The sequence below is a fragment of the Corallococcus exercitus genome (assembly GCF_042231735.1).
Taxonomy (GTDB): Bacteria; Myxococcota; Myxococcia; order Myxococcales; family Myxococcaceae; genus Corallococcus; species Corallococcus exercitus_B.
Genome location: NZ_CP102577.1, coordinates 8,631,532 through 8,650,845, shown reverse-complemented (window position 1 = coordinate 8,650,845; position 19,314 = coordinate 8,631,532). Strand labels below are relative to the sequence as shown.

Here is a 19,314-nt window from a genome sequence, read left to right as displayed (position 1 = left end):
TCAGCTCAGGTGCTTGTTCACCAGCGCGGTCATCTCGAACATGGTGACGTTCTTCTTGCCGCCGAAGATGGGCTTCAGCTTGTCGTCGGCGTTGATCTGGCGCTTGTTCTTCGCGTCCTGGAGGTTGTTCTTCTTGATGTAGTCCCAGATCTTGCTGACCACCGCGGTGCGGGGCAGCGCCTTGGAACCGACGATCGCCGCCAGCTCAGCGGAGGGCGTCATCTCCTTCATGAACGCGGCGTTGGGCTTGCGGCCCGCGGCCTTCTTCGCGGCAGGGGCCTTCTTCGCGGCAGCAGGGGTCTTCTTCGCAGCGGCTTTCTTGGCGGCCATTCGTCTTGTGTCTCCTCCCCTCCGAAGGGGACGTTGCACGGCGTGCTTGCATCTTCAAGCTAGAGCCGATGGCGCGTAGTAGCACGGCCTAGAGCGAAAAACAGCGCCCATCGCTCGCTTTTTCCCTCTGGGCCCCCTCGGAGCAATGGATTCGGAGCCTAGAACTCGGCCCCGCAGCGCATTCTTCCCTCGGGAATGGAACCCTCGGAGCGCGTCCGGAGGCCCAGAAACCGGCTCCGGAGGCCGTTTTCCCTCGGAGATTGTGCCTCGCGACGCATCCGGAGGCGGAAAGTCGGCCCCGCGAGCACGCTCCTCCTCTGGGCGGACGGTGCCCATTTCGGCGGTGGACGGGATGTGGCTTTTCGGATGAAACAGCACCCATGAATGCCCTCATCACTGGCGCCGGCGGCTTTCTGGGGACCTGGCTCGCGCGGGCGCTGGCCGCTCGCGGCGACCGTGTCTCATGCCTGTTGCGCCCCACCACGGACACCCGCGAGCTGGAGAAGGCCCTGGAGGGCCACCCCTGGACGCGGGTGGTGGGCGACGTGACGGACCCCGCCTCGCTGGCCGGCGCGGTGAAGGGCGTGGACGTCGTCTTCCACCTGGCCGGCATCCGCCGCGCCGCGCAGCGCGACGAGTTCATGCGCGTCAACGCGGAGGGCACCCGGTTGGTCTGCGAGGCCCTGGCCGCCCTCCCCGCCCCCCGCCCCCGGCTGGTGATGTGCGGCTCGCTGGCCTCCCACGGCCCCTCCACCCCGGAGCGGCCCCATGTGGAGGAGGACGCCTTCCATCCCCATGAGTGGTACGGCGAGAGCAAGGCGGAGGGGGAGCGCATCGCGTTCTCCTTCCAGGACCGGCTGCCCGTGACGGTGATCCGCCCGCCGCGCATCCTGGGGCCCGGAGACCGGGAAAACCTGACGTTCTTCAAGCTGGGCAAGAAGGGCATCCGGCTGGAGCTGGCCGGGGGCCCCCGGCCGCTGTCCCTGGTGGACGTGGAGGACGTGGTGGACCTCCTGCTGGTCCTGGCGGAAAAGCCGGAGGCCCTGGGGGAGGCGTTCTTCTGCGCGGGGCCGGAGCGGCTGACCCTGGAGGAGATGCAGGACCTGGGGGCGAAGGCCCTGGGCTTCCAGACGCGCACCTGGCGCCTGTCCCCGGCCGTGCTGACGGCCCTGGCCACCGCGGCGGACGGCGTGACGCGGCTGACCGGCCGGAAGCTCCCCCTGAACCGGAAGCTGGCGCGGCAGCTGCTGGCGCCCGCCTGGACGTGCTCGGGGGCCAAGGCTGAACGCCTGCTGGGCTTCCGGCCGCGCCGTGGGCTGGCGGAGAGCATCACTCGCAGTGGTGAATGGTATCGCGCGCAGGGCTGGTTATAGACCCATGCCCCCAAAGGGCCGGCAGCCCACGCTGGCCCTTCCGCTTTCGTTGACCGGACCCCCCCCAGGATGGGAGGAAGCCCGACCGCCCATGCCCCCCAAAGTGCCCGCCAAAGCCGCCTTCTTCGACGTCGACGGGACGCTGGTCCGGACGAACATCGTCCACGTCTACGCCTACTACGCGACGAACCGGGGCTCGCTCCGGGGCATCGCGGGCCGCACCCTGGGGACCGCCCTGGGGCTGCCGGTGTTCGGCATCCTGGATGCCGTCAACCGCAAGGCCTTCAACGAGTTCTTCTACCGCTACTACTCGGGCCTCAGCGAGGACCGGCTGGTCACCATCGCGGAGGACATGTTCGAGGACGTCCTCAAGCCCGCGCTGTATGAACAGACGCAGGACCTCATCGACGAGGCGCGTCGTTCCGGCTGCCGCATCGTGTTGGTGACGGGCGCGCTGGACTTCACCATGCGCCCCCTGGCCCGGCACCTGGGCTGCGACGACGTCATCGCCAACAAGATGCAGTTCGTGGGCGGCAAGGCCACCGGCAAGGTGATTCCGCCCATCATCGAAGGCGCCAACAAGGCCAACGCCATCCGCGCCTACTGCGAGCGCGAGGGCCTGGCCCTCAACCAGTGCCACGGCTACTCGGACAGCGCCTCCGACTACGCCATGCTCGCCGTGGTGGGACGGCCCACCGCGGTGAACCCGGACCTGCGGCTGCGCTCGCTCGCGCGCGCGTACAACTGGCCCATCCTGGACCTGAAGTAACCCCCCACCCCTTCCGCCGTCCCTCAATCCATGCGCCCGCTCAAGACGCTCCAGAAGCTGTACGACGAGGAAAGCCAGGTGGTCATCACGGAGAAGGGCAGCCCCCCGCGGGCGCTCTTCTACGGCGAGGGCTTCCTCCAGGAAGACCTGCCCGTGGGCACCCGGGTCATCTTCCCCCGCCCCCCGCTGGAGGGCGTGCCCAACGTGAAGGCCGCCATCCGCTGGGCCATCAACCACCCGGAGGGCATGGACCCGCTGCACGCGCTGCTCAAGCCCGGCATGCGGCTGACCTGCGTCATCGACGACATCAGCGTGCCCTTGCCGCCCATGGTCACGCCGGACGTGCGCCAGTCCATCCTGGAGGTGGTGCTGGAGCTGTGCGCGGACTCCGGCGTGGATGACGTGCACCTGGTCATCGCCAACGCGCTGCACCGCCGGATGACCGAAGGCGAGATGAAGCGCATGGTGGGCGAGAAGATCTTCGACGCCTACTACCCGGACCGCTACTACAACCACGACGCGGAAGACCCGGACGGGATGACGGAGCTGGAGCGCACCAGCCACAACGAAGTGGTGGCGGTGAACCGGCGCGTCGCGGAGAGCGACCTCATCGTCTACGTGAACATCAACTTCGTGCCCATGAACGGCGGGCACAAGTCCATGGGCACGGGCGTGACGAACTACGCGTCGCTCCGGCACCACCACAACCCCAAGACCATCCGCGAGTCGGACTCCTACATGGAGCCGAAGGCGAGCGCGCTCTACACGAAGAACTCGCGCATCGGCACGGTCATCGACAACACGCTCAAGGTCTTCCACATCGAGACCACGCTGAACAACCGCATGTTCGGCGCGCCCACGGACTTCCTCGCGAAGAAGGAGGAGGACTACACGGAGGCGGACCGGCTGAAGTTCCAGGCCCTGCGCTTCACGCTGTCCAAGCTGCCGCGCGCGGCGGCGCGCAAGGTGCTCAACGCCATCCCCGCGCCCTATGACGTGACGGGCGTGTTCGCGGGGGCCACGGAGCCCACGCACGCGAAGACGCTGGAGCAGAGCTGGAAGCAGTACGTGGTGCCGGTGGAGGGGCAGAGCGACATCGTCATCTTCCCCATCCCGTTCGTCAGCCCCTACAGCGTCAACTCCATCCTCAACCCGCTGCTCGTGCAGGTGATGGGGCTGGGGTACTTCTACAACCTCAACCGGGGTGTGCCGCTGGTGAAGAAGGGGGGCGTGCTCATCCTCCTGCACCCGGCCTACGACGAGTTCGACCCCGTGCAGCACCCCAGCTACATCGAGTTCTTCCACCGGCTGCTGCCGGAGACGCGGGACTCCATGAAGCTGGAGCACAAGTACGAGAAGGAGTTCGCGGAGAACCCCAGCTACGTGCACCTGTACCGCAAGGGCAACGCCTACCACGGCGTGCACCCCTTCTACATGTGGTACTGGGGCGAGAACGGCCGCCAGCACGTGGGCAAGGTCATTGTCGCGGGCGCGGAGAACAACCACGTCCCGGCCCTGCTCGGCTGGGATCGCACCGACACCCTCTCCGAGGCGATTGAAGAGGCGCGCGGCTTCATGGGGCGCTCCGCGTCCATCAGCCTGCTGCGCATCGCGCCCACGGTGATGGTGGACGTGAAGTGAAAGGGTCGCACACGGACATGGCCACGCTTCCTTCGCTGGACGTCACCCAGGTCTTCACCGGCAAGCGCATCGTCTTCGTCGGCACCACCGGCTTCGTGGGCAAGGTGACGCTGTCGATGCTGCTCTCCCACTACGGCGACGTGCTGGACCGGGTCTACGTCATCGTGCGCAAGGGCAGCGCCGCGTCCGCGGAGCGCCGCTTCTTCGACAAGGTGGCGCCCAGCGAGCCCTTCCAGCCGCTGCGCGACCGCCTGGGCGACGAAGGCGCCATGGCGTTCATCCAGGAGAAGTGCACCATCCTGGATGGCGACATCACCGACCCCCTGGTGGGCCTGGAGGAGGCGCAGGTCGCCTCCCTCACCGGGCAGGTGCACGCCATCGTCAACTGCGCGGGCCTCGTGTCGTTCAACCCGTCGCTGGAGGTGGGCCTCAACGTCAACACCCACGGCGTGAAGAACGCGGTGGAGCTGGCGCTGCGCTGGAGCGTGCCGCTCATCCACATGTCCACCGCGTTCGTCGTGGGCAACCGCAGCGGGCTCGTGTTCGAGGACGAGCCGGTGCTGGGCTACTTCCCCAAGCAGGGGGAGATGGACGGGCGCGACTTCAGCCTGGAGCAGGAGCTGGCGGACGCGGACAAGATTGTCGCCCGCCTGCGCGAACAGGCGGATGACAAGGCGCTCACCTCCCTCTTCCGGAAGAAGGCGCTGGACCGCCTGGAGGAAGAAGGCCGCGACGCCACGGATGAGAAGACGCTGCGGCTGGCCGTGGGCCGCGAGCGCAAGCTGTGGCTGTCCGGCGAGCTGGTCCGCGCGGGCATGGAGCGCGCGCAGCACTGGGGCTGGCCCAACACGTACACGTACGCCAAGCACCTGGGCGAACAGGTGATGGCGGGGACGCCGGGGCTTCGCTACTCCATCGTGCGGCCCTCCATCGTGGAGAGCGCGGCGCACTTCCCGTTCCCCGGCTGGAACGAGGGCTTCACCACGTCCGCGCCGCTGGCGTACGCGGGCATCAAGGGCCAGCGCGGCATCCCCGCGGGCGACCACGCCATCCTGGACATCATCCCGGTGGACCAGGTGGCCGGCGCCACGCTGGGCATCACCGCGCACGCGATGCAGGTGGAGGAGCGCCGCGTCTACAACCTGGCGTCCGGTGACGTGAACCCGTTCCTCGCCAGCCGCTCCGTGGAGCTGGTGGGTCTGTACCGCCGCCGCTACTACCGCAACCGCGAGACGGGCAACTCGCTGGTCAACGCGCTGCGCTCGCGCATCGAGCCGCAGCCGGTCAGCAAGCAGGAGTTCCAGCTGCTCAGCGCGCCCATGCTGGCGAAGGGCGCGAAGCTGCTCAAGAAGGCCATGGACGAGGTGCGGCCCGCGTGGGGCGCGCCGCGCGTGCAGGCGATGATGGACAAGGCCCGCGTCGCGCTGGACGAGGTGGAGACCCAGGCGGGCAGCCTCTCCGGCCTCATCGACCTGTTCCTCCCCTTCCTCTGGGAGAACCGCTACGTCTTCCGCTGCGACAACACGCGCTCCGTCTACGAGCGCATGGTGCCGGCGGACCGCGCGAAGATTGACTGGGCGCCGGACCGCATCGACTGGCGCGAGTACTTCCTGGGCACGCACCTGCCCGGCCTGGAGAAGTGGGTGTTCCCGGGCCTGGACGAGGAGCGCGAGAAGCGCACCGCCATCCCCGCGCACCGCGACCTCTTGGAGCTGTTCGAGGCCACCGTGCACGCGTACCGCCACCGGGTGGCGTTCCGCATGGCCGCGGGCGAGAAGGAGGAGCGCTTCACCTTCGGAGAGGTGCATCGCTACGCGGCCCGCGTGGGCAGCTACCTCATGGCCCAGGGCATCAAGCGCGGCGACCGCGTGCTGCTGGTGTCGGAGAACCGGCCGGAGTGGGCCATCAGCTACTTCGGCATCCTGCGCGCGGGCGGCACCGCCGTCCCCGTGGACCCCGCGCTCACGGAAGCGGAGGTCGTCAACATCGCGAAGCGCGCGGCCGCGAAGCAGTGCCTCGTGTCCGAGCAAACCGCCCAGGACTTCCCCGGCCTCTTCAGCGCGCTGGGTGAAGGCGTGGGCGTGGCGAGCCTCGCGGAGGCCATGACGGGCGACCCGGCGTTCCCGGACCGCATTGGCCCGGTGAGGAAGTCCGCTGGCGCCGACGACGTGGCGAGCGTCATCTTCACCTCCGGCACCACCGGCACGCCCAAGGGCGTGATGCTCACCCACCGCAACTTCGCGTCGCTGGTGGCGAAGCTGGCGGGCGCGTTCGACGTGGGCGTGGGCGACGGCGTGCTGTCCGTGCTGCCCCTGCACCACACCTTCGAGTTCTCCGCCGGCTTCCTCACGCCGTTCATGCGCGGCGCGGAAATCACGTACATCGACGAGCTCACGTCGGACCGGCTGGGCGACGTCTTCGAGACGGGCCGCGTGACGGCGATGATTGGCGTGCCCGCGCTCTGGCAGCTCTTGCACCGGAAAATCACGCAGGAGATGGCCGCGCGTCCGCCGGTGGTGGAGCAGGCGCTCAAGGCGCTGATGGCGGCCAACGGGGAGCTGCGCAACCGCAGCTCGCTCAACCTGGGCAAGCTGTTGTTCTGGCCGGTGCACCGCAAGTTCGGCGGCCGGGTGAAGGTGCTGGTGTCGGGCGGCTCCGCGCTGTCGGAAGAAGTTCACCAGGCCTTCCACGAGCTGGGCTTCACCATGCGCGAGGGCTACGGCCTCACGGAGGCCGCGCCGGTGCTGGCGGTGTCCGAGGCCACCAACAAGCGCGTGAAGGGCACGGTGGGCAAGGCGCTGCCGGGCATCGAGTTCAAGATTCTCAACCCGGACAACGACGGCATTGGCGAGGTGCTGGCCAAGGGCCCCAACGTGATGGCGGGCTACTTCGGGGACCGCGAGGCCACCGAGGCCGTGGTGAAGGACGGCTGGCTGCACACGGGTGATTTGGGCCGCATGGACGACGAGGGCCGCCTGTACCTCATGGGCCGCGCCAAGGACGTCATCGTCGACGCCAACGGCAAGAACGTCTACCCGGACGAGCTGGAGGAGCTGTACCAGGAGCACGAGCACATCAAGGAGCTGTCCATCGTCGGCCTGCCGGAGGACGCGGGCGGCGAGAAGGTGGCGTGCCTGTGCGTGCCGGACTTCAAGGACCGCCCGCGTGAGGAGGTCCGCCACGAGCTGGAGGAGCACTTCCGCAAGGTGAGCGCGGGCATGCCCTTCTACCGGCGCGTGAAGGTGCTGCGCTTCTGGGACGGCGAGCTGCCGCGCACCTCCACGCGCAAGGTGAAGCGCAAGCGCGTGGTGGAGGAGCTGCAGCGGCTGGACCGCGTGGCGGCCAGCGCGGGCCGCGTGAAGGAGAAGGCGCAGGCGGCCCCCACCACGGGCGGCGTGTCGGACTGGCTCTACCCGCTCATCGCGGAGGTCTGCCACCGCCCGGCGTCGGACGTGCGGCCGGACGCGCAGCTCATTGGCGACCTGGGCTTCGACTCGCTGATGCTCACGGAGATGTCCGTGGCGCTGGAGGGCGCGGGCGTGCCGCTGCCCGCCATTGAAGACCTGACGCAGGTGCAGACGGTGGAGGACCTGCGCAAGCTGGTGGTGGCCTCCGGACGCCGGCCGTCGCAGGAGACGCGGGCGCGCGACATCAAGAAGCAGGCCGAGCGCGCGGAGGAGGCCGAGATTCCGGTGCCGGAGTCCGTGTCCGCGCTGGGCCGGCAGCTGATGTCCTTCGGGCAGAAGGTGCTCTACGGCGGCGTCTTCGACGTGAAGGTGACGGGCAAGACGTTCATCCCGCAGAACCGCAACTTCCTCGTCATCGCCAACCACGCCAGCCACCTGGACGCGGGCCTGGTGCGCGTGGTGCTGGGCGACCAGGGCGAGCGCATGGTGTCGCTGGCCGCGCGCGACTACTTCTTCGACACGCCGCTCAAGCGCGCGTGGTTCGAGAACTTCACGAACCTCATCCCCATCGACCGGCAGGGCTCCCTGCGCGAGTCGCTGCGCGTGGCGGGCGAGGCGCTGCGGCAGGGCTTCAACGTCCTCATCTTCCCGGAGGGCACGCGCTCCAAGACGGGCGAGCTGATGGAGTTCAAGCCGACGCTGGGCTACCTGTCGCTCACCTACGGGGTGGACGTGCTGCCGCTGTACATCCACGGCGCGTACGAAGCGCTGCCCAAGGGCTCCATGTTCCCGAAGACGAAGGAGCTGGAAGTCCACGTGGGCCCGGCGCTGGAGTACGCGTCGCTGAAGGCCCGGGCGCAGGGCATGGCGCGCTCGGAGGGCTACCGCTACGTGACGCACATCGCGGAGGAAGCGGTGCGCGCGCTGAGGGCGGGCAAGGTGCTGGACCTGGAGCAGGTGGGCGCGGACCGGGACTTCACCCCGCCCGCCCGGGCCCTGCCGGAAGGGAAGGACGCGTGAAGCTGCTCGTCACCGGAGGCACGGGGTTCCTGGGCACGCACCTGGTGCCCAAGCTGGTGGAGGCGGGCCACGACGTGCGCCTCATCGCGCGCTCGAAGCCGTCAGGCCCCGCGTTCGCGAAGACGGAAGTGCACCAGGGCGACCTCAAGGACCGGGACGCCGTGCGCCGCGCGCTGGAGGGCGTGGACGCCGTCTACCACCTGGCGGGGCTCGTCTCCTTCCAGAACAAGGACGCGCGGCGGATGTACGAGCTGCACGTGGACTGCACGCGCGAGCTCTTGCGCGACGTGCGCGAAGCGGGAATCCAGCGCGTCATCCTGGGCTCAACCTCCGGCACCATCGCGGTGTCGAAGGAGGACCGCGTGGGCACGGAGGACGACGACTACCCCATCACCACCGTCGCCAACTGGCCCTACTACCTGTCCAAAATCTACGAGGAGAAGCTGGCGCTGGAGTACTGCCGCAAGCACTCCGTCCCGCTGGTGGTGCTCAACCCCAGCCTGCTGATGGGGCCCGGGGATGACCGGCTGTCGTCCACCTGGACGGTGGTGAAGTTCCTCAACCGCGAGATTCCGGCCATGCCCGGCGGCGGCATCTCCTTCGTGGACGCGCGCGACGCGGCGGACGCCTTCGTGCAGGCGCTCACCAAGGGTGAGGTCTACGGCCGCCACCTGATGGGCGTGAACATGGCCATGTCGGACTTCTTCGACCGGCTCCAGCGCCTCACCGGCGTGCCCGCCCCGCGCATGAAGCTGCCGCGCGAGCTGAACATCTGGGGCGGCAAGCTGCTGGAGCAGTTCGCGAAGATGCGCGGCACCGTGTCCAAGCTCGACCCGCAGGAGGTCGAGATTGGCGAGCACTTCTTCTACCTGGAGCCCGCCAAGGCCGAGCGCGAGCTGGGCTTCAAGGCGCGCGACGTGCACGAGACGCTGCTCGACACCGTCCAGTACCTCTACGGGAAGATGCCGCCCGGAAACCTGCCCGGCACCCGCGGCCGGCTGGCCGAGTCGCGCGAAGGCACCTGACGTTTCAGGAAGAGCGCGCGGCGGGCCCTTACGGATTCGCCGCGCCGCCCTGCACCCGGCCGCCGCTCACGCGCTCCACGAGCCGGGCGGCGTTCGGGTCCTTGTCCTTGCGGTGCCACACCCAGGCGGCGCCCAGGAAGGCCACGCCCAACAGGACGAGGAGGAGCCGGGCCAGGAAGGACGGACCACCGCCTGCGTCCGCCATGGCCCTCAGCCCACCACGCGGTTGCGGCCGGTCTTCTTGGCCTTGTAGAGGTTCGCGTCCGCCACCTTGATGAACTGGGCGGGCTCCGACATCTCCGAGGCCACCTCCGCCACGCCAATGGAGATGGTGACGGGGATGTCCTTGTCCTCGAAGACGAAGCGCTTGTCCTCCACCAGCTTGCGGATCTTCTCCGCGAACAGGCGCGCCTTGTCCGGGCCGTCCTCCGGCATGACGATGGCGAACTCCTCGCCACCGTAGCGCGCGAAGCACTGCTCGCGGCGCACCAGCCGCTTGATGGACTGGGCCATCTCCCGCAGCACGTAGTCGCCGGCCAGGTGGCCGTGGACGTCGTTGATCTGCTTGAAGTGGTCGATGTCGAACATCATCAACGACAGCGTGCGCTGGTACCGGTGCGAGCGGCCCATCTCCCGCTCCAGGTACTCCAGGAAGTAGCGCTTGTTGTTGATGCCGGTGAGACCGTCCGCGATGGTCAGCGTGTAGATGGTCTCGTGGTACTGGGTCTCGATGTTGTCGCCATCGAGGAACTTGAAGATGGAGCCGCCCACCTTCACCAGGTCCCCGCTGCGCAGGGGCTGCGCCTGGAGCACCTCCCGGTCGTTGAGGTAGGTGCCGTTGGTGGACTGGAGGTCCTCCACGAACATCTTCCCCTGCCGGCCCCAGATGCGAGCGTGGCGGCGGGACACGTTGTCCAGGTCCACCACGATGTGGTTGTGCTGGTCGCGACCGATGGTGAACTCGGTCTCTTCCAGCACGTACTTCTTGCCCAGCTCAGGTCCGTGGATCTGCACGAGACAGCACTCGGTGCCGCGCTCGGGACCCGGGGTGAGGCTGGAGATCTTGGTGACTCGCGTTTGGTCGCCAGACATCGCGCCGGCCACGCTAGCACGCAAGGTCCGGGGAAGCCACGCAAGCCGGGAGGACGCACGGGGTTGCGCCCCTCCTCCTACATGCCGCGAAAACGGGAGGTCGCTTTTCTCCCATCCACCCCGCCCGGTTGGGCACTCAACGGTAAGGCCTGCACGGGCCGCACGAGCATTGTGGGACGGCGGCCGGCGGTTAACGTGGCCGGCACCTATGTCAAAGCTGCTGGCCATGATTCTGGCGGGAGGCGCGGGCACGCGCCTGGAGCCCCTGACCCGTGAGCGCGCGAAGCCCGCGGTTCCGTTCGGCGGGCGCTACCGCATCATCGACTTCGTCCTCTCCAACTTCGCCAACTCCGGTGTGTACCGGATGAAGGTGCTGACCCAGTACAAGAGCGACTCGCTCAACAACCACCTGTCACGCGCGTGGCGCATGACGGCGTTCCTGGGTCACTACGTGGAGGCGGTGCCCGCGCAGATGCGCACCGGCGTGGACTGGTACAAGGGCAGCGCGGACGCCATCTACCAGAACCTCAACATCATCACGGACGAGGAGCCGGACCACATCTTCGTCTTCGGCGCGGACCACGTGTACCGGATGGACGTGCGCAAGATGCTGGACTTCCACATCCAGCAGAAGGCCGCGTGCACGGTGGCCGCGATCCCGGTGCCCATCGAGCAGGGGCGCGAGTTCGGCATCATCGACGTGGGGCCGGACGGGCGGATGCTCCAGTTCCTGGAGAAGCCCAAGGACCCGCCGCCCATGCCGGGCAACCCGAAGATGTGCCTGGCCTCCATGGGCAACTACCTCTTCACCACGGACACGCTGGTGAAGGAGGTGGTGCGCGACGCGGCGGACGAGACGAGCGCGCACGACTTCGGCAAGTCCATCATCAGCGAGCTGTACAAGCACGAGCCCGTGTACGTGTATGACTTCGCCCAGAACACGGTGGCCGGCCAGGAGGACAAGGAGCGCGGCTACTGGCGGGACGTGGGCAACATCGACGTGTACTACCAGTCCAACATGGACCTGGTGGAGGTGGACCCGACGTTCAACCTCTACAACGACCGCTGGCCCATCCACACGCAGCCCAACAACTACCCGCCCGCGAAGTTCGTCTTCGCGGACCAGGACAACCGGCGCGTGGGCAAGGCGACGGACTCGCTGGTGGCGGAGGGCTGCATCATCTCAGGTGGCAGCGTGCACCGCTCGGTGCTGTCGCCCAAGGTGCGGGTGAACTCGTATTCGGAGGTGGAGGACTCCATCCTCTTCGAGAACGTCACCATCGGCCGCCGCTGCCGCATCAAGCGGGCCATCATCGACAAGAACGTGGAGATTCCTCCCGGGATGACCATTGGCTACGACCCGGCGGAGGACAAGCGCCGCTTCCACGTCACGTCCGGCGGCGTCGTCGTCATCCCCAAGGGGATGAAGGTCACCTGAGCGGACGCGGGCACGAACGGGCGCTCCCGGAAGCACTCCGGGGCGCCCGTTTTTTGGTCACTTCGAGCGGAACGCCGCCTTCACCTCCGGGCGGTTGAGCACGACGAGCGACCAGATGCCCGGGATGAGCCCCAGGCCCCACGCCGGGCCGCAGCACGGGATGCAGCAGATGATGGCCACCGTCATGGACAGCCCGTGGAGCTGGAGGTTCTTCATCTTCCAGGCCCCGAAGACGACCAGCCCGTTGAGGCAGACTCCGGGCAGGGCGCTGAAGAGGAGGAAGGTCGGGGTCAGGAAGGGGGCCAGGATGGCCCGCGCCTGCACCCGGAGCTCCGGCGGGTACACCGCCAGGGCCTTCTCGATGCCCGCCTGCATCTGCTCCATGCCCGCCGGGGACAGCGTCCGGTAGAGCCCGAAGAGCGTGTACAGGACCCACAGGCCGCCCATCCCCATCATCAGGAGGGCGGGAACCTTGAGGGCCTGGGCCGCCTTCTCGCGCGCGGGGTCGACGTCCGGCGGGATGCCCTGGGTTTCGTCCATGGCGCGGGGTCAGGCCGGCTGGCGCATGGCCGCGACGGGGCGCTTCTCGAAGGCGGCGAGCGTGGTGGCGATCTCCTGGTTCACCTGCCGCAGCATGTCCTGCTTCTCCCGGAACGGGAGGAAGGCACTCTTGAAGCCGGACACGATGATGGTGGTGAGGTCCTCCAGCGACAGGCCCAGCTGGCGGTGGGCGAGCCACAGCTCCTTCGTCACGGTGGTGTCCGTGATGAGGCGGTTGTCGGTGTTGATGGTCACCCGCAGGCCGTAGTCGAAATAGAACTTGAGCGGGTGGGACTCCAGCGAGGACACCGCGCCCGTCTGGACGTTGGAGGACGGGCAGACCTCCATGGGGATGCGGTGGTCGTTGACGTAGTTGAGCAGGTCGCCGTCCTCGCGCAGCCGGGTGCCGTGGCCGATGCGGTGCGCGCCCAGCGAGTGGATGGCCTGGGAGATGGACTCCGGGCCGTAGGCCTCACCCGCGTGCGCGGTGCAGTTGACGTTGTTCTTGAGGATGAGGCGGAAGGCGTCCAGGTGGTCCTTGGCGGGGAAGCTGGCCTCCGCGCCCGCCAGGTCGAAGCCGACGACGCCGCGGTTCTTGTACGCCACGGACAGCTCCGCCAGCCGCATGGACGTCTGCGGGTTGATGTGGCGGATGCCGCAGACGATGACGGCGCACTTGATGCCCGTCTCGCGCTTGGCGGCGCGCAGGCCCTCCAGCACGGAGTCGATGACCGTGGTCATCTTCAGGCCCTTCTGCAGGTGCAGCGCGGGCGAGTAGCGCACCTCCAGCCAGCGCACGTTCTCCGCGGCGGCGTCCACGGCCAGCTCGTAGGCGGCGCGGTAGAGGGACTCCGCGGTCTGGAGCACGGAGAGCGTCACGTCGAACGCGACGAGGTACTCCTCCAGGCTCTTGCACACCTGGCCCATGTGGATGGCCTTGGCCAGGCCGTCCTCGGTGTCGGCCATGAGCTTGATCTTCTGCTGCTCGGCCAGCTCCAGGATGGTCTTCAGGCGCATGGACCCGTCCAGGTGGCAGTGCAGGTCCGTCTTGGGGAGCGCGTGGAGCAGCTCCTCCGTCACCGCCAGCGTGGGGGGCGGGATGATGTCCGTACGCCGGGCGGATGAAGGGATGCCGGTGGCGTTGGGGGTTTCGTCGTCACGAATCGTGGGCATGGTCGAAGTTCCTCGCTTGCGTCATCCTCCCCCAAACCATGCCGTCCCGCGCCTGTCCACGCCTGCTCCTGGTGCCCTGCCTGACGTTGACGCTGGCCGTCATGGCGTGCCAGCGGGCGCCGGTGGAACCGGCCTTCCAGTACTCCAGCGATGCGTCCTCCCGGACGGGGCTCACGGGCCTGGCGGACGGGGTGCTCCTGGGCAACGAGGCGGGCGCGGTGGTGCGCCTGGACCGCGAGGGCAGGCCGGTGTGGACCACCCGACTGGGCCGCGAGGTGGCGGTGCCCCCCGCCCTGGCCGGCGACAGCGTCATCGTGGGGACGGTGGTGGGGGAGCTGGCCTGTCTGTCGCTTCAGGACGGCAAGGAGCGCTGGCGCCTGGGCGGCGAGCCCCCCCTGCTGACACCGCCCGTGGTGGACGACGCGGGACGCACCGTCTTCCTGGTGGCGCCCGACGGAGCAGTGCGCGCCCTGGCCACGGACTCCGGACAGGCGAGATGGAAGCGGCCGGCCCCCAAGGCTCCGGCACAGGCGCTGGACTCCGCTCCGGTGAAATCCTTGGAGCCGCAGGTGTCCGTGGCCCCGGCACTCCGGGCGGCGCCGGTGCTGCTGGAGGGCGTGCTGCTGGTGCCGCTCGAGTCCGGGCTGTGGGCGCTGGACGCGGAGAGCGGTGAGCCGCGCTGGTCGAAGCCGGTGATGGACGTGGTGGGGCTGGACTCGGAGCGGGACACCGTCTTCGTGGCCACGCGCCCGGGCCGGGTGCTGGCGCTGTCGGCGAAGGACGGGAGCACGCGCTGGGAGCAGCGCTTCGCGGACGGGGTGACGGGGCCGCCCGCGCGCGCCCTGGGCGCGCTGTGGGTGGGCGTGGGGCCGGCGTCGCTGGTGGGGCTGTCCACCGCGGAGGGCCGGGAGGTGGCGCGGGTGGCGCTGCCCTCGCCGCTCGTGGGCCGGGTGCAGGTGGGGTTGGAGGACCTGCTGCTGGTGCCCACGTCCGGGCGCGAGGGGCGCCTGGTCGCGCTCAAGGCGCCGGGCTGGACGCCCGCGTTCACGGTGCGGGCGGACACGCCGCTGCGCACGCGGCCGGTGGTGCGCGGGCCGCTGGTGTTCGTGCTGGGGCTGGACGGCCGCGTGCTGGCGTGGCGGCTGCGGGTGCCGCCGCCGGCCTGACGTCTCAAGCGCCGGAGCTGGGGCGCACGTCCGCGTTGGCGTTCGCGGCGCCGGAGGACTCCACGAAGTCCAGGTCGCGGTGGAAGGTCTCCGCCAGCCGCGCCAGGGCCACGAGCGCGAGGAGGAAGCACACCGCCCCCACGGCGAGCGCCGCGTGCGCCACGCCCAGCGAGCCCTTGAGCTGACCGAAGGCAGTGGCGGCGAGCACCGCGGAGCCGCGCACGAAGTTGGGCACGGACGTCGCGACGGTGGCGCGGATGTTGGTGCCGAACTGCTCGGCCGCCATGGTGATGAGCACCGCCCAGTAGCCCACGCTCAGGCCGATGAGGAAGGTCAGCGCGTAGATGAGCGTGGGGGTAAGGCCCGGCACCAGCCCGTACACGAGCACCAACGCGAACCACGCGCACAGGCTGAAGCCCACGGCGCGCTTGCGGCTCTTGAGCCACTGGCTCAACAAGCCGGACATCAGGTCCCCCAAGGTCAGGCCCACGCTGCCGAAGAGGATGGCGTTGCCCGCCGTCACGGTGCCCTGCACGTGCATGCCCGCCGTCAGCTCCGGGGCGAAGACGAAGAGGATGCCGGTGGTGAAGTAGATGGGCACGCCCACGAGGATGCAGCCCAGGTACTTGGGAAAGCGGCCGCCCGTGAGCAGCAGCAGCGGGTTGCCCTTCGCGGGGCCGGCATTGTGGGTGAAGAGGGCGGACTCGGACACCTTGAAGCGCGCGAAGAGGAGCAAGAGGCCCAGCACGCCGCCCGTCACGTAGGCCGCCTTCCAGTGCAGGTGCTGCGCGACGAGCGCCGCGACGACGATCCCCAGCATGCCCAGCGTGGCGACGACGGTGGTGCCCAGACCGCGCTTCTCCTTGGGCAGCGACTCCGCGACCAGCGTGATGGCCGCGCCCAGCTCGCCCGCGAGCCCCAGTCCTCCGAGAAACCGGCAGGCGGCGTAGCTGTTCACGTCCCAGACGAAGGGGTTGAGCAGGTTCGCCGCAGAGTACAGCAGGATGGAGCCGAACATCACCGACAGCCGTCCGCGCTTGTCCCCGAGCAGCCCCCAGAAGAGGCCGCCCACCATCATCCCCGCCATCTGCGCGTTGTAGATGAAGAGCCCCTTCTGGAAGATGTCGGAAGGGTCCGTGAGGCCCAGGTCCTTCAGCGACGCGACACGCACCACGCCGAACAGCGTGATGTCGAAGAGGTCCACGAAGTAGCCCAGCCCCGCCACGAGGACGGTGAGGTTCAGGACCGAGCGCAGTTCCCGGAGGCGGTTCATGGCGCGCGACACTACCGCTTCCTGCCCCGCGCCCGCCCCTTCTTCAACCACAGACATCCTCCGGGCCCGGGAGGACGGGCACGGGCGGCCTCCGCCCTTCCGCCCTCCCCTCCCCAGCGTGACAGGCGATCCACACGGGGTGGTGCTTCCAGAAGAATTCCCTGGAAGGTAGGTTTTACCGCATGTCCGTGTTGGAGGCCGTGGCGTGGCAGCGCGTGGTGGGGCTGGCCTTGTGGCTGGTGCTCGGCGGCTCCGCGTGGGCGGCCGGGCCGTGGCGGGCGGTCGCGCGCGTGGCGTCCGCCGAGGACCGCGCGCTGCTGGAGCGGGTGCGGGGGCAGAGCAGCGACCTGCCGGTGGTGCTGGAGGTGGAAGCGGGCGCGTCCATGGAGGCGAGTCCCGGCGGAGCGTGGCGTGAGGCGAAGCGGATGGCCTTGCGTCAGGACGCTCGGGCGGTGCTGTGGTTCACGCGGGCCGGGGCGGAGCTGCGGGTGTCGGTAGCGGCTCCGCGCACGGGCCACCTGTTCGTGCGGAGTGCTCGGGTGGAGGGCGCGCCGGGGACGCTGACGTGGTCCGTGGGCGCGGAGGCCCTGGCGTTGGCGGTGCGTTCGGCGCTGCGCGCGGTGGAGGCGGGCGAACCGCTGGGCGAAGTCGTCGTGCCCCCTCCTCCCGTGGTGGCGTCTCCGTCGCCCGCGCCGGCTCCGGTGGCCAAGGCAACGCCAGTGGTCCCGGCGGATCCACCTGCGCCGGCCCCAGTGGCCAAGACACCGCCGGTGGCCCCGGCGGATCCGCCTGCGCCGGCCCCAGTGGCCAAGACACCGCCAGTGGTCCCGGCGGATCCGTCTGCGCCGGCCCCGGTGGCCAAGGCAACGCCGGTGGTCCCAGCGGATCCGCCTGCGCCGGCCTCGGTGGCCGAGGCGCCGCCGGTGGTTCCGGCGGATCCGCCTGCGCCGGCCCCGGTGGCCAAGGCAACGCCAGTGGTCCCGGCGGATCCAGCGGACGGGGCCTTCGTGCAGGTGGGCCTTCACGCGGCTTTGGATGGCTATCACCCCACCGGACAGCAGGGCCTGTCCGTGGGCGCGGGGTGGGCGGGCCGGGTGCTGCGGCTTCGCGCGCAGGTGCTGGCGGCGCTGCCGGTGCACCTGCGGGACGCGTACACGGACCTCCGCCTGGCGCAGGGTTCAGCGCTGGCGTGGGTGGACGTGCCCTTCGTGAAGGCGGGGGCATGGGAGGGCACGGTGGGCCTGGGCGCGGGCGTCGCGGGCTTCTGGCGGCGCACGGAGGCGCTGACCGCGGAGGTGGAACCGGCACCGTCGCGGCTGCTCGCGGCCTTCGTCATGGGGCCGGTGGTGCGAGTGGCGTGGCGGGCAGGGCCGGCGCTCGCGCTGGAGGCGGCGCTGTCGGGCGAGGTGCTCCTGGGACGCCCCCGGCTGGGCTACGCGGTGGATGGCGGCTTCGTGCTCCGGGAGGACGGCGCGTCCGTGCGTCCCCGACTGGGAGTGGGGATGGTGATTTTTCCGTGAGCACCGATGACCCGATTTCGCGCCGTCCCTCCTCCCTACAGGACATGAGGAGCTCGGGCTCACATGCGACCGTCGCGCCCCGGGGTGAGGACACCCGGCTGATGGCGGCCATGCGCGGACAGCGCGACGCGACCGAGTCCCTCCTCCTGGACCTGCTGCCCCGCGTGCGCAACCTGGTGCGCTATCTGGTGCGGGGGGACTCGGACGTGGAGGACATTGCCCAGGAGGCGCTCATCGCGCTGGTGCGGGGCCTGCCCACCTATCGCGGTGACGGGCGGTTCCACGGCTGGGTAGACCGGGTGGTGGTGCGCACGACCTTCGCGTGGATCAAGCGTTCACGCGGGCGCGAGGCCCGTTACAGTGAGGATCCGGTGGAGTTGTTGGCGGTGCCGTCCGACGAAGCGCCGGCGGACGAATACCTGCATCGCCGTCACCTGGTGGCGTTGCTGGACAGGCTGTCGACGGAGCAGCGGCACGCGCTGGTGCTGCACCACGTCCTGGAATTGAGCGTGCAGGAGATCTCCACAGAGCTGGGCGTCCCCTTCGAGACCGTGCGCAGCCGGCTGCGCCTGGGACGCACCGCCCTGCGCGCGCTGGCCTCGGACGGCGAGACGCCAGAGGGGGAGTCGACATGAGCTCCCGCCCTCCCGACGACGGTGACGCGGAGCCGCTGGACGGGCTGCTGCGGCCCCTGGATGACGGCAGTGGGCCCGCGCGGCGGCTGTCGCGGCAGCGCTCGAGCGCGCTCGTCCAGGCGGCGCTGGACGCGGCGCTCCAACAGGCGCCGGAGCCTCCGCGAAGGCGCAAGCGGCCTCCCGTGTGGTTGGTGGCGGGCGCGGCGCTCGTCTTCACCGGGGCTGCGGCCGCCGCGGCGTGGCGTTACTCGCGCCCCGCGCAACCGCCCCCGGTGGTGCTGACGCCGGCCGTGCCGGAGCCGACGCGGGTGGCCACGCTGGAGCCGGTGCCCCTCCCCAGCACCCCACCACCACCCGAGCCCTTCACCATCGAGCACCCCCGGCCGCTGCGTCCGAGCATCGCGGTGAAGGAGTCGTCGAAGCCGGAGGACCTGCTGCGGCAGGCCAACGCGTTCCGTTCGGCGGGGAAGTGGAAGGAAGCGGAAGAGTTGTACCTGCGCGTCATCCGGGCGGAGCCGTCGTCGCTGGCCGCGTACGTCGCGCGCGTGGCGTCTGGCTCGTTACGGCTGGAGCACCTGGGGGACGCACGCGGCGCCCTGCGCCAGTTCCAGGACGCGGTGCGACTGCAACCCGGTGGCATGCTGGATCCGGAAGCGCGCCACGGAGTCGCCGAAGCCCACCGCGCCCTGGGCGACACGGCGGCGGAGGCCCGGGCGCTGGGTGAGTTCCTCACGATGCATCCGGACTCGCCACTGAGCACGGCGTCCCGAGCGCGGCTCCGGGAGCTGTCGCCGCCATGAGGCGCGGCCCACCGTGGAGCACCGCGCGTCGAGGCATGGGCTGTCTCCCAGGCCGCCGGACATGAAGGCAAGCCCCAAGGATGAGCAGCGAGAACCCTGCGGAGACTGCCCG

16 protein-coding genes are annotated in these 19,314 nt (G+C 69.7%); 10 read left to right on the top strand and 6 right to left on the bottom strand.

Annotated elements, in window-relative coordinates; translation table 11 throughout:
• Entirely contained in the window at nucleotides 1-330 is a 330-nt protein-coding gene (locus NR792_RS34825) for an SWIB/MDM2 domain-containing protein (RefSeq protein ID WP_375757013.1), read from the bottom strand.
• 380 nt (nucleotides 331-710) lie between these two features.
• Between NR792_RS34825 and NR792_RS34820 the strand changes: the two genes are divergently transcribed.
• From NR792_RS34820 to NR792_RS34800, 5 genes are all read left to right on the top strand, one after another.
• Nucleotides 711-1,703, top strand: coding sequence for an NAD-dependent epimerase/dehydratase family protein (locus tag NR792_RS34820; protein WP_375757012.1), 993 nt, complete (start codon nucleotides 711-713; stop codon nucleotides 1,701-1,703).
• Between the two features lie 103 nt (nucleotides 1,704-1,806).
• Entirely contained in the window at nucleotides 1,807-2,472 is a 666-nt protein-coding gene (locus NR792_RS34815; protein ID WP_223646549.1) for an HAD family phosphatase, read from the top strand.
• Nucleotides 2,473-2,502: 30 nt separating this feature from the next.
• A complete protein-coding gene (locus NR792_RS34810; RefSeq protein ID WP_120527700.1) occupies nucleotides 2,503-4,113 on the top strand; it encodes a lactate racemase domain-containing protein in 1,611 nt (536 codons plus the stop codon).
• A gap of 17 nt (nucleotides 4,114-4,130) precedes the next feature.
• Entirely contained in the window at nucleotides 4,131-8,540 is a 4,410-nt protein-coding gene (locus NR792_RS34805) for an AMP-binding protein (protein ID WP_375757011.1), read from the top strand.
• Nucleotides 8,537-9,565 (top strand): NAD-dependent epimerase/dehydratase family protein, encoded by a 1,029-nt coding sequence (locus NR792_RS34800; RefSeq protein ID WP_375757010.1) that lies wholly within the window; start codon nucleotides 8,537-8,539, stop codon nucleotides 9,563-9,565. Before NR792_RS34805 ends, NR792_RS34800 begins: the two co-directional genes overlap by 4 nt.
• A 28-nt stretch (nucleotides 9,566-9,593) precedes the next feature.
• Here NR792_RS34800 and NR792_RS34795 read toward each other — a convergent pair whose 3' ends face one another.
• Nucleotides 9,594-9,770, bottom strand: coding sequence for a hypothetical protein (locus tag NR792_RS34795; protein ID WP_375757009.1), 177 nt, complete (start codon nucleotides 9,768-9,770; stop codon nucleotides 9,594-9,596).
• 5 nt (nucleotides 9,771-9,775) lie between these two features.
• Nucleotides 9,776-10,657: a GGDEF domain-containing protein gene (locus NR792_RS34790; RefSeq protein WP_171438227.1), complete on the bottom strand. Its 882-nt coding sequence runs from the start codon at nucleotides 10,655-10,657 to the stop codon at nucleotides 9,776-9,778.
• A gap of 208 nt (nucleotides 10,658-10,865) precedes the next feature.
• Between NR792_RS34790 and glgC the strand changes: the two genes are divergently transcribed.
• Nucleotides 10,866-12,095, top strand: a complete 1,230-nt coding sequence (gene glgC / locus NR792_RS34785) for a glucose-1-phosphate adenylyltransferase (protein WP_375757008.1) — start codon at nucleotides 10,866-10,868, stop codon at nucleotides 12,093-12,095.
• 57 nt (nucleotides 12,096-12,152) lie between these two features.
• Here the strand turns inward: glgC and NR792_RS34780 are convergent, their stop codons facing one another.
• On the bottom strand, nucleotides 12,153-12,635 hold the full coding sequence (locus NR792_RS34780; RefSeq protein ID WP_375757007.1) for a hypothetical protein: 483 nt from the start codon (nucleotides 12,633-12,635) through the stop codon (nucleotides 12,153-12,155).
• 9 nt (nucleotides 12,636-12,644) lie between these two features.
• Nucleotides 12,645-13,808 (bottom strand): adenosine deaminase, encoded by a 1,164-nt coding sequence (gene add, locus NR792_RS34775; RefSeq protein WP_338266630.1) that lies wholly within the window; start codon nucleotides 13,806-13,808, stop codon nucleotides 12,645-12,647.
• Nucleotides 13,809-13,909: 101 nt separating this feature from the next.
• Between add and NR792_RS34770 the strand changes: the two genes are divergently transcribed.
• Nucleotides 13,910-14,974 (top strand): PQQ-binding-like beta-propeller repeat protein, encoded by a 1,065-nt coding sequence (locus tag NR792_RS34770; protein WP_375757006.1) that lies wholly within the window; start codon nucleotides 13,910-13,912, stop codon nucleotides 14,972-14,974.
• Between the two features lie 4 nt (nucleotides 14,975-14,978).
• Here the strand turns inward: NR792_RS34770 and NR792_RS34765 are convergent, their stop codons facing one another.
• Complete coding sequence (locus tag NR792_RS34765) at nucleotides 14,979-16,247, bottom strand: MFS transporter (protein ID WP_375757005.1); 1,269 nt, start codon at nucleotides 16,245-16,247, stop codon at nucleotides 14,979-14,981.
• A gap of 182 nt (nucleotides 16,248-16,429) precedes the next feature.
• Here NR792_RS34765 and NR792_RS34760 point away from each other — a divergent pair, with 182 nt between their 5' ends.
• From NR792_RS34760 to NR792_RS34750, 3 genes are all read left to right on the top strand, one after another.
• Complete coding sequence (locus tag NR792_RS34760; RefSeq protein ID WP_375757004.1) at nucleotides 16,430-17,767, top strand: hypothetical protein; 1,338 nt, start codon at nucleotides 16,430-16,432, stop codon at nucleotides 17,765-17,767.
• 101 nt (nucleotides 17,768-17,868) lie between these two features.
• Nucleotides 17,869-18,402, top strand: a complete 534-nt coding sequence (locus tag NR792_RS34755) for an RNA polymerase sigma factor (protein WP_375757003.1) — start codon at nucleotides 17,869-17,871, stop codon at nucleotides 18,400-18,402.
• Nucleotides 18,399-19,202, top strand: a complete 804-nt coding sequence (locus NR792_RS34750; RefSeq protein WP_375757002.1) for a tol-pal system YbgF family protein — start codon at nucleotides 18,399-18,401, stop codon at nucleotides 19,200-19,202. Before NR792_RS34755 ends, NR792_RS34750 begins: the two co-directional genes overlap by 4 nt.
• The last annotated feature ends 112 nt before the right edge of the window (nucleotides 19,203-19,314 follow it).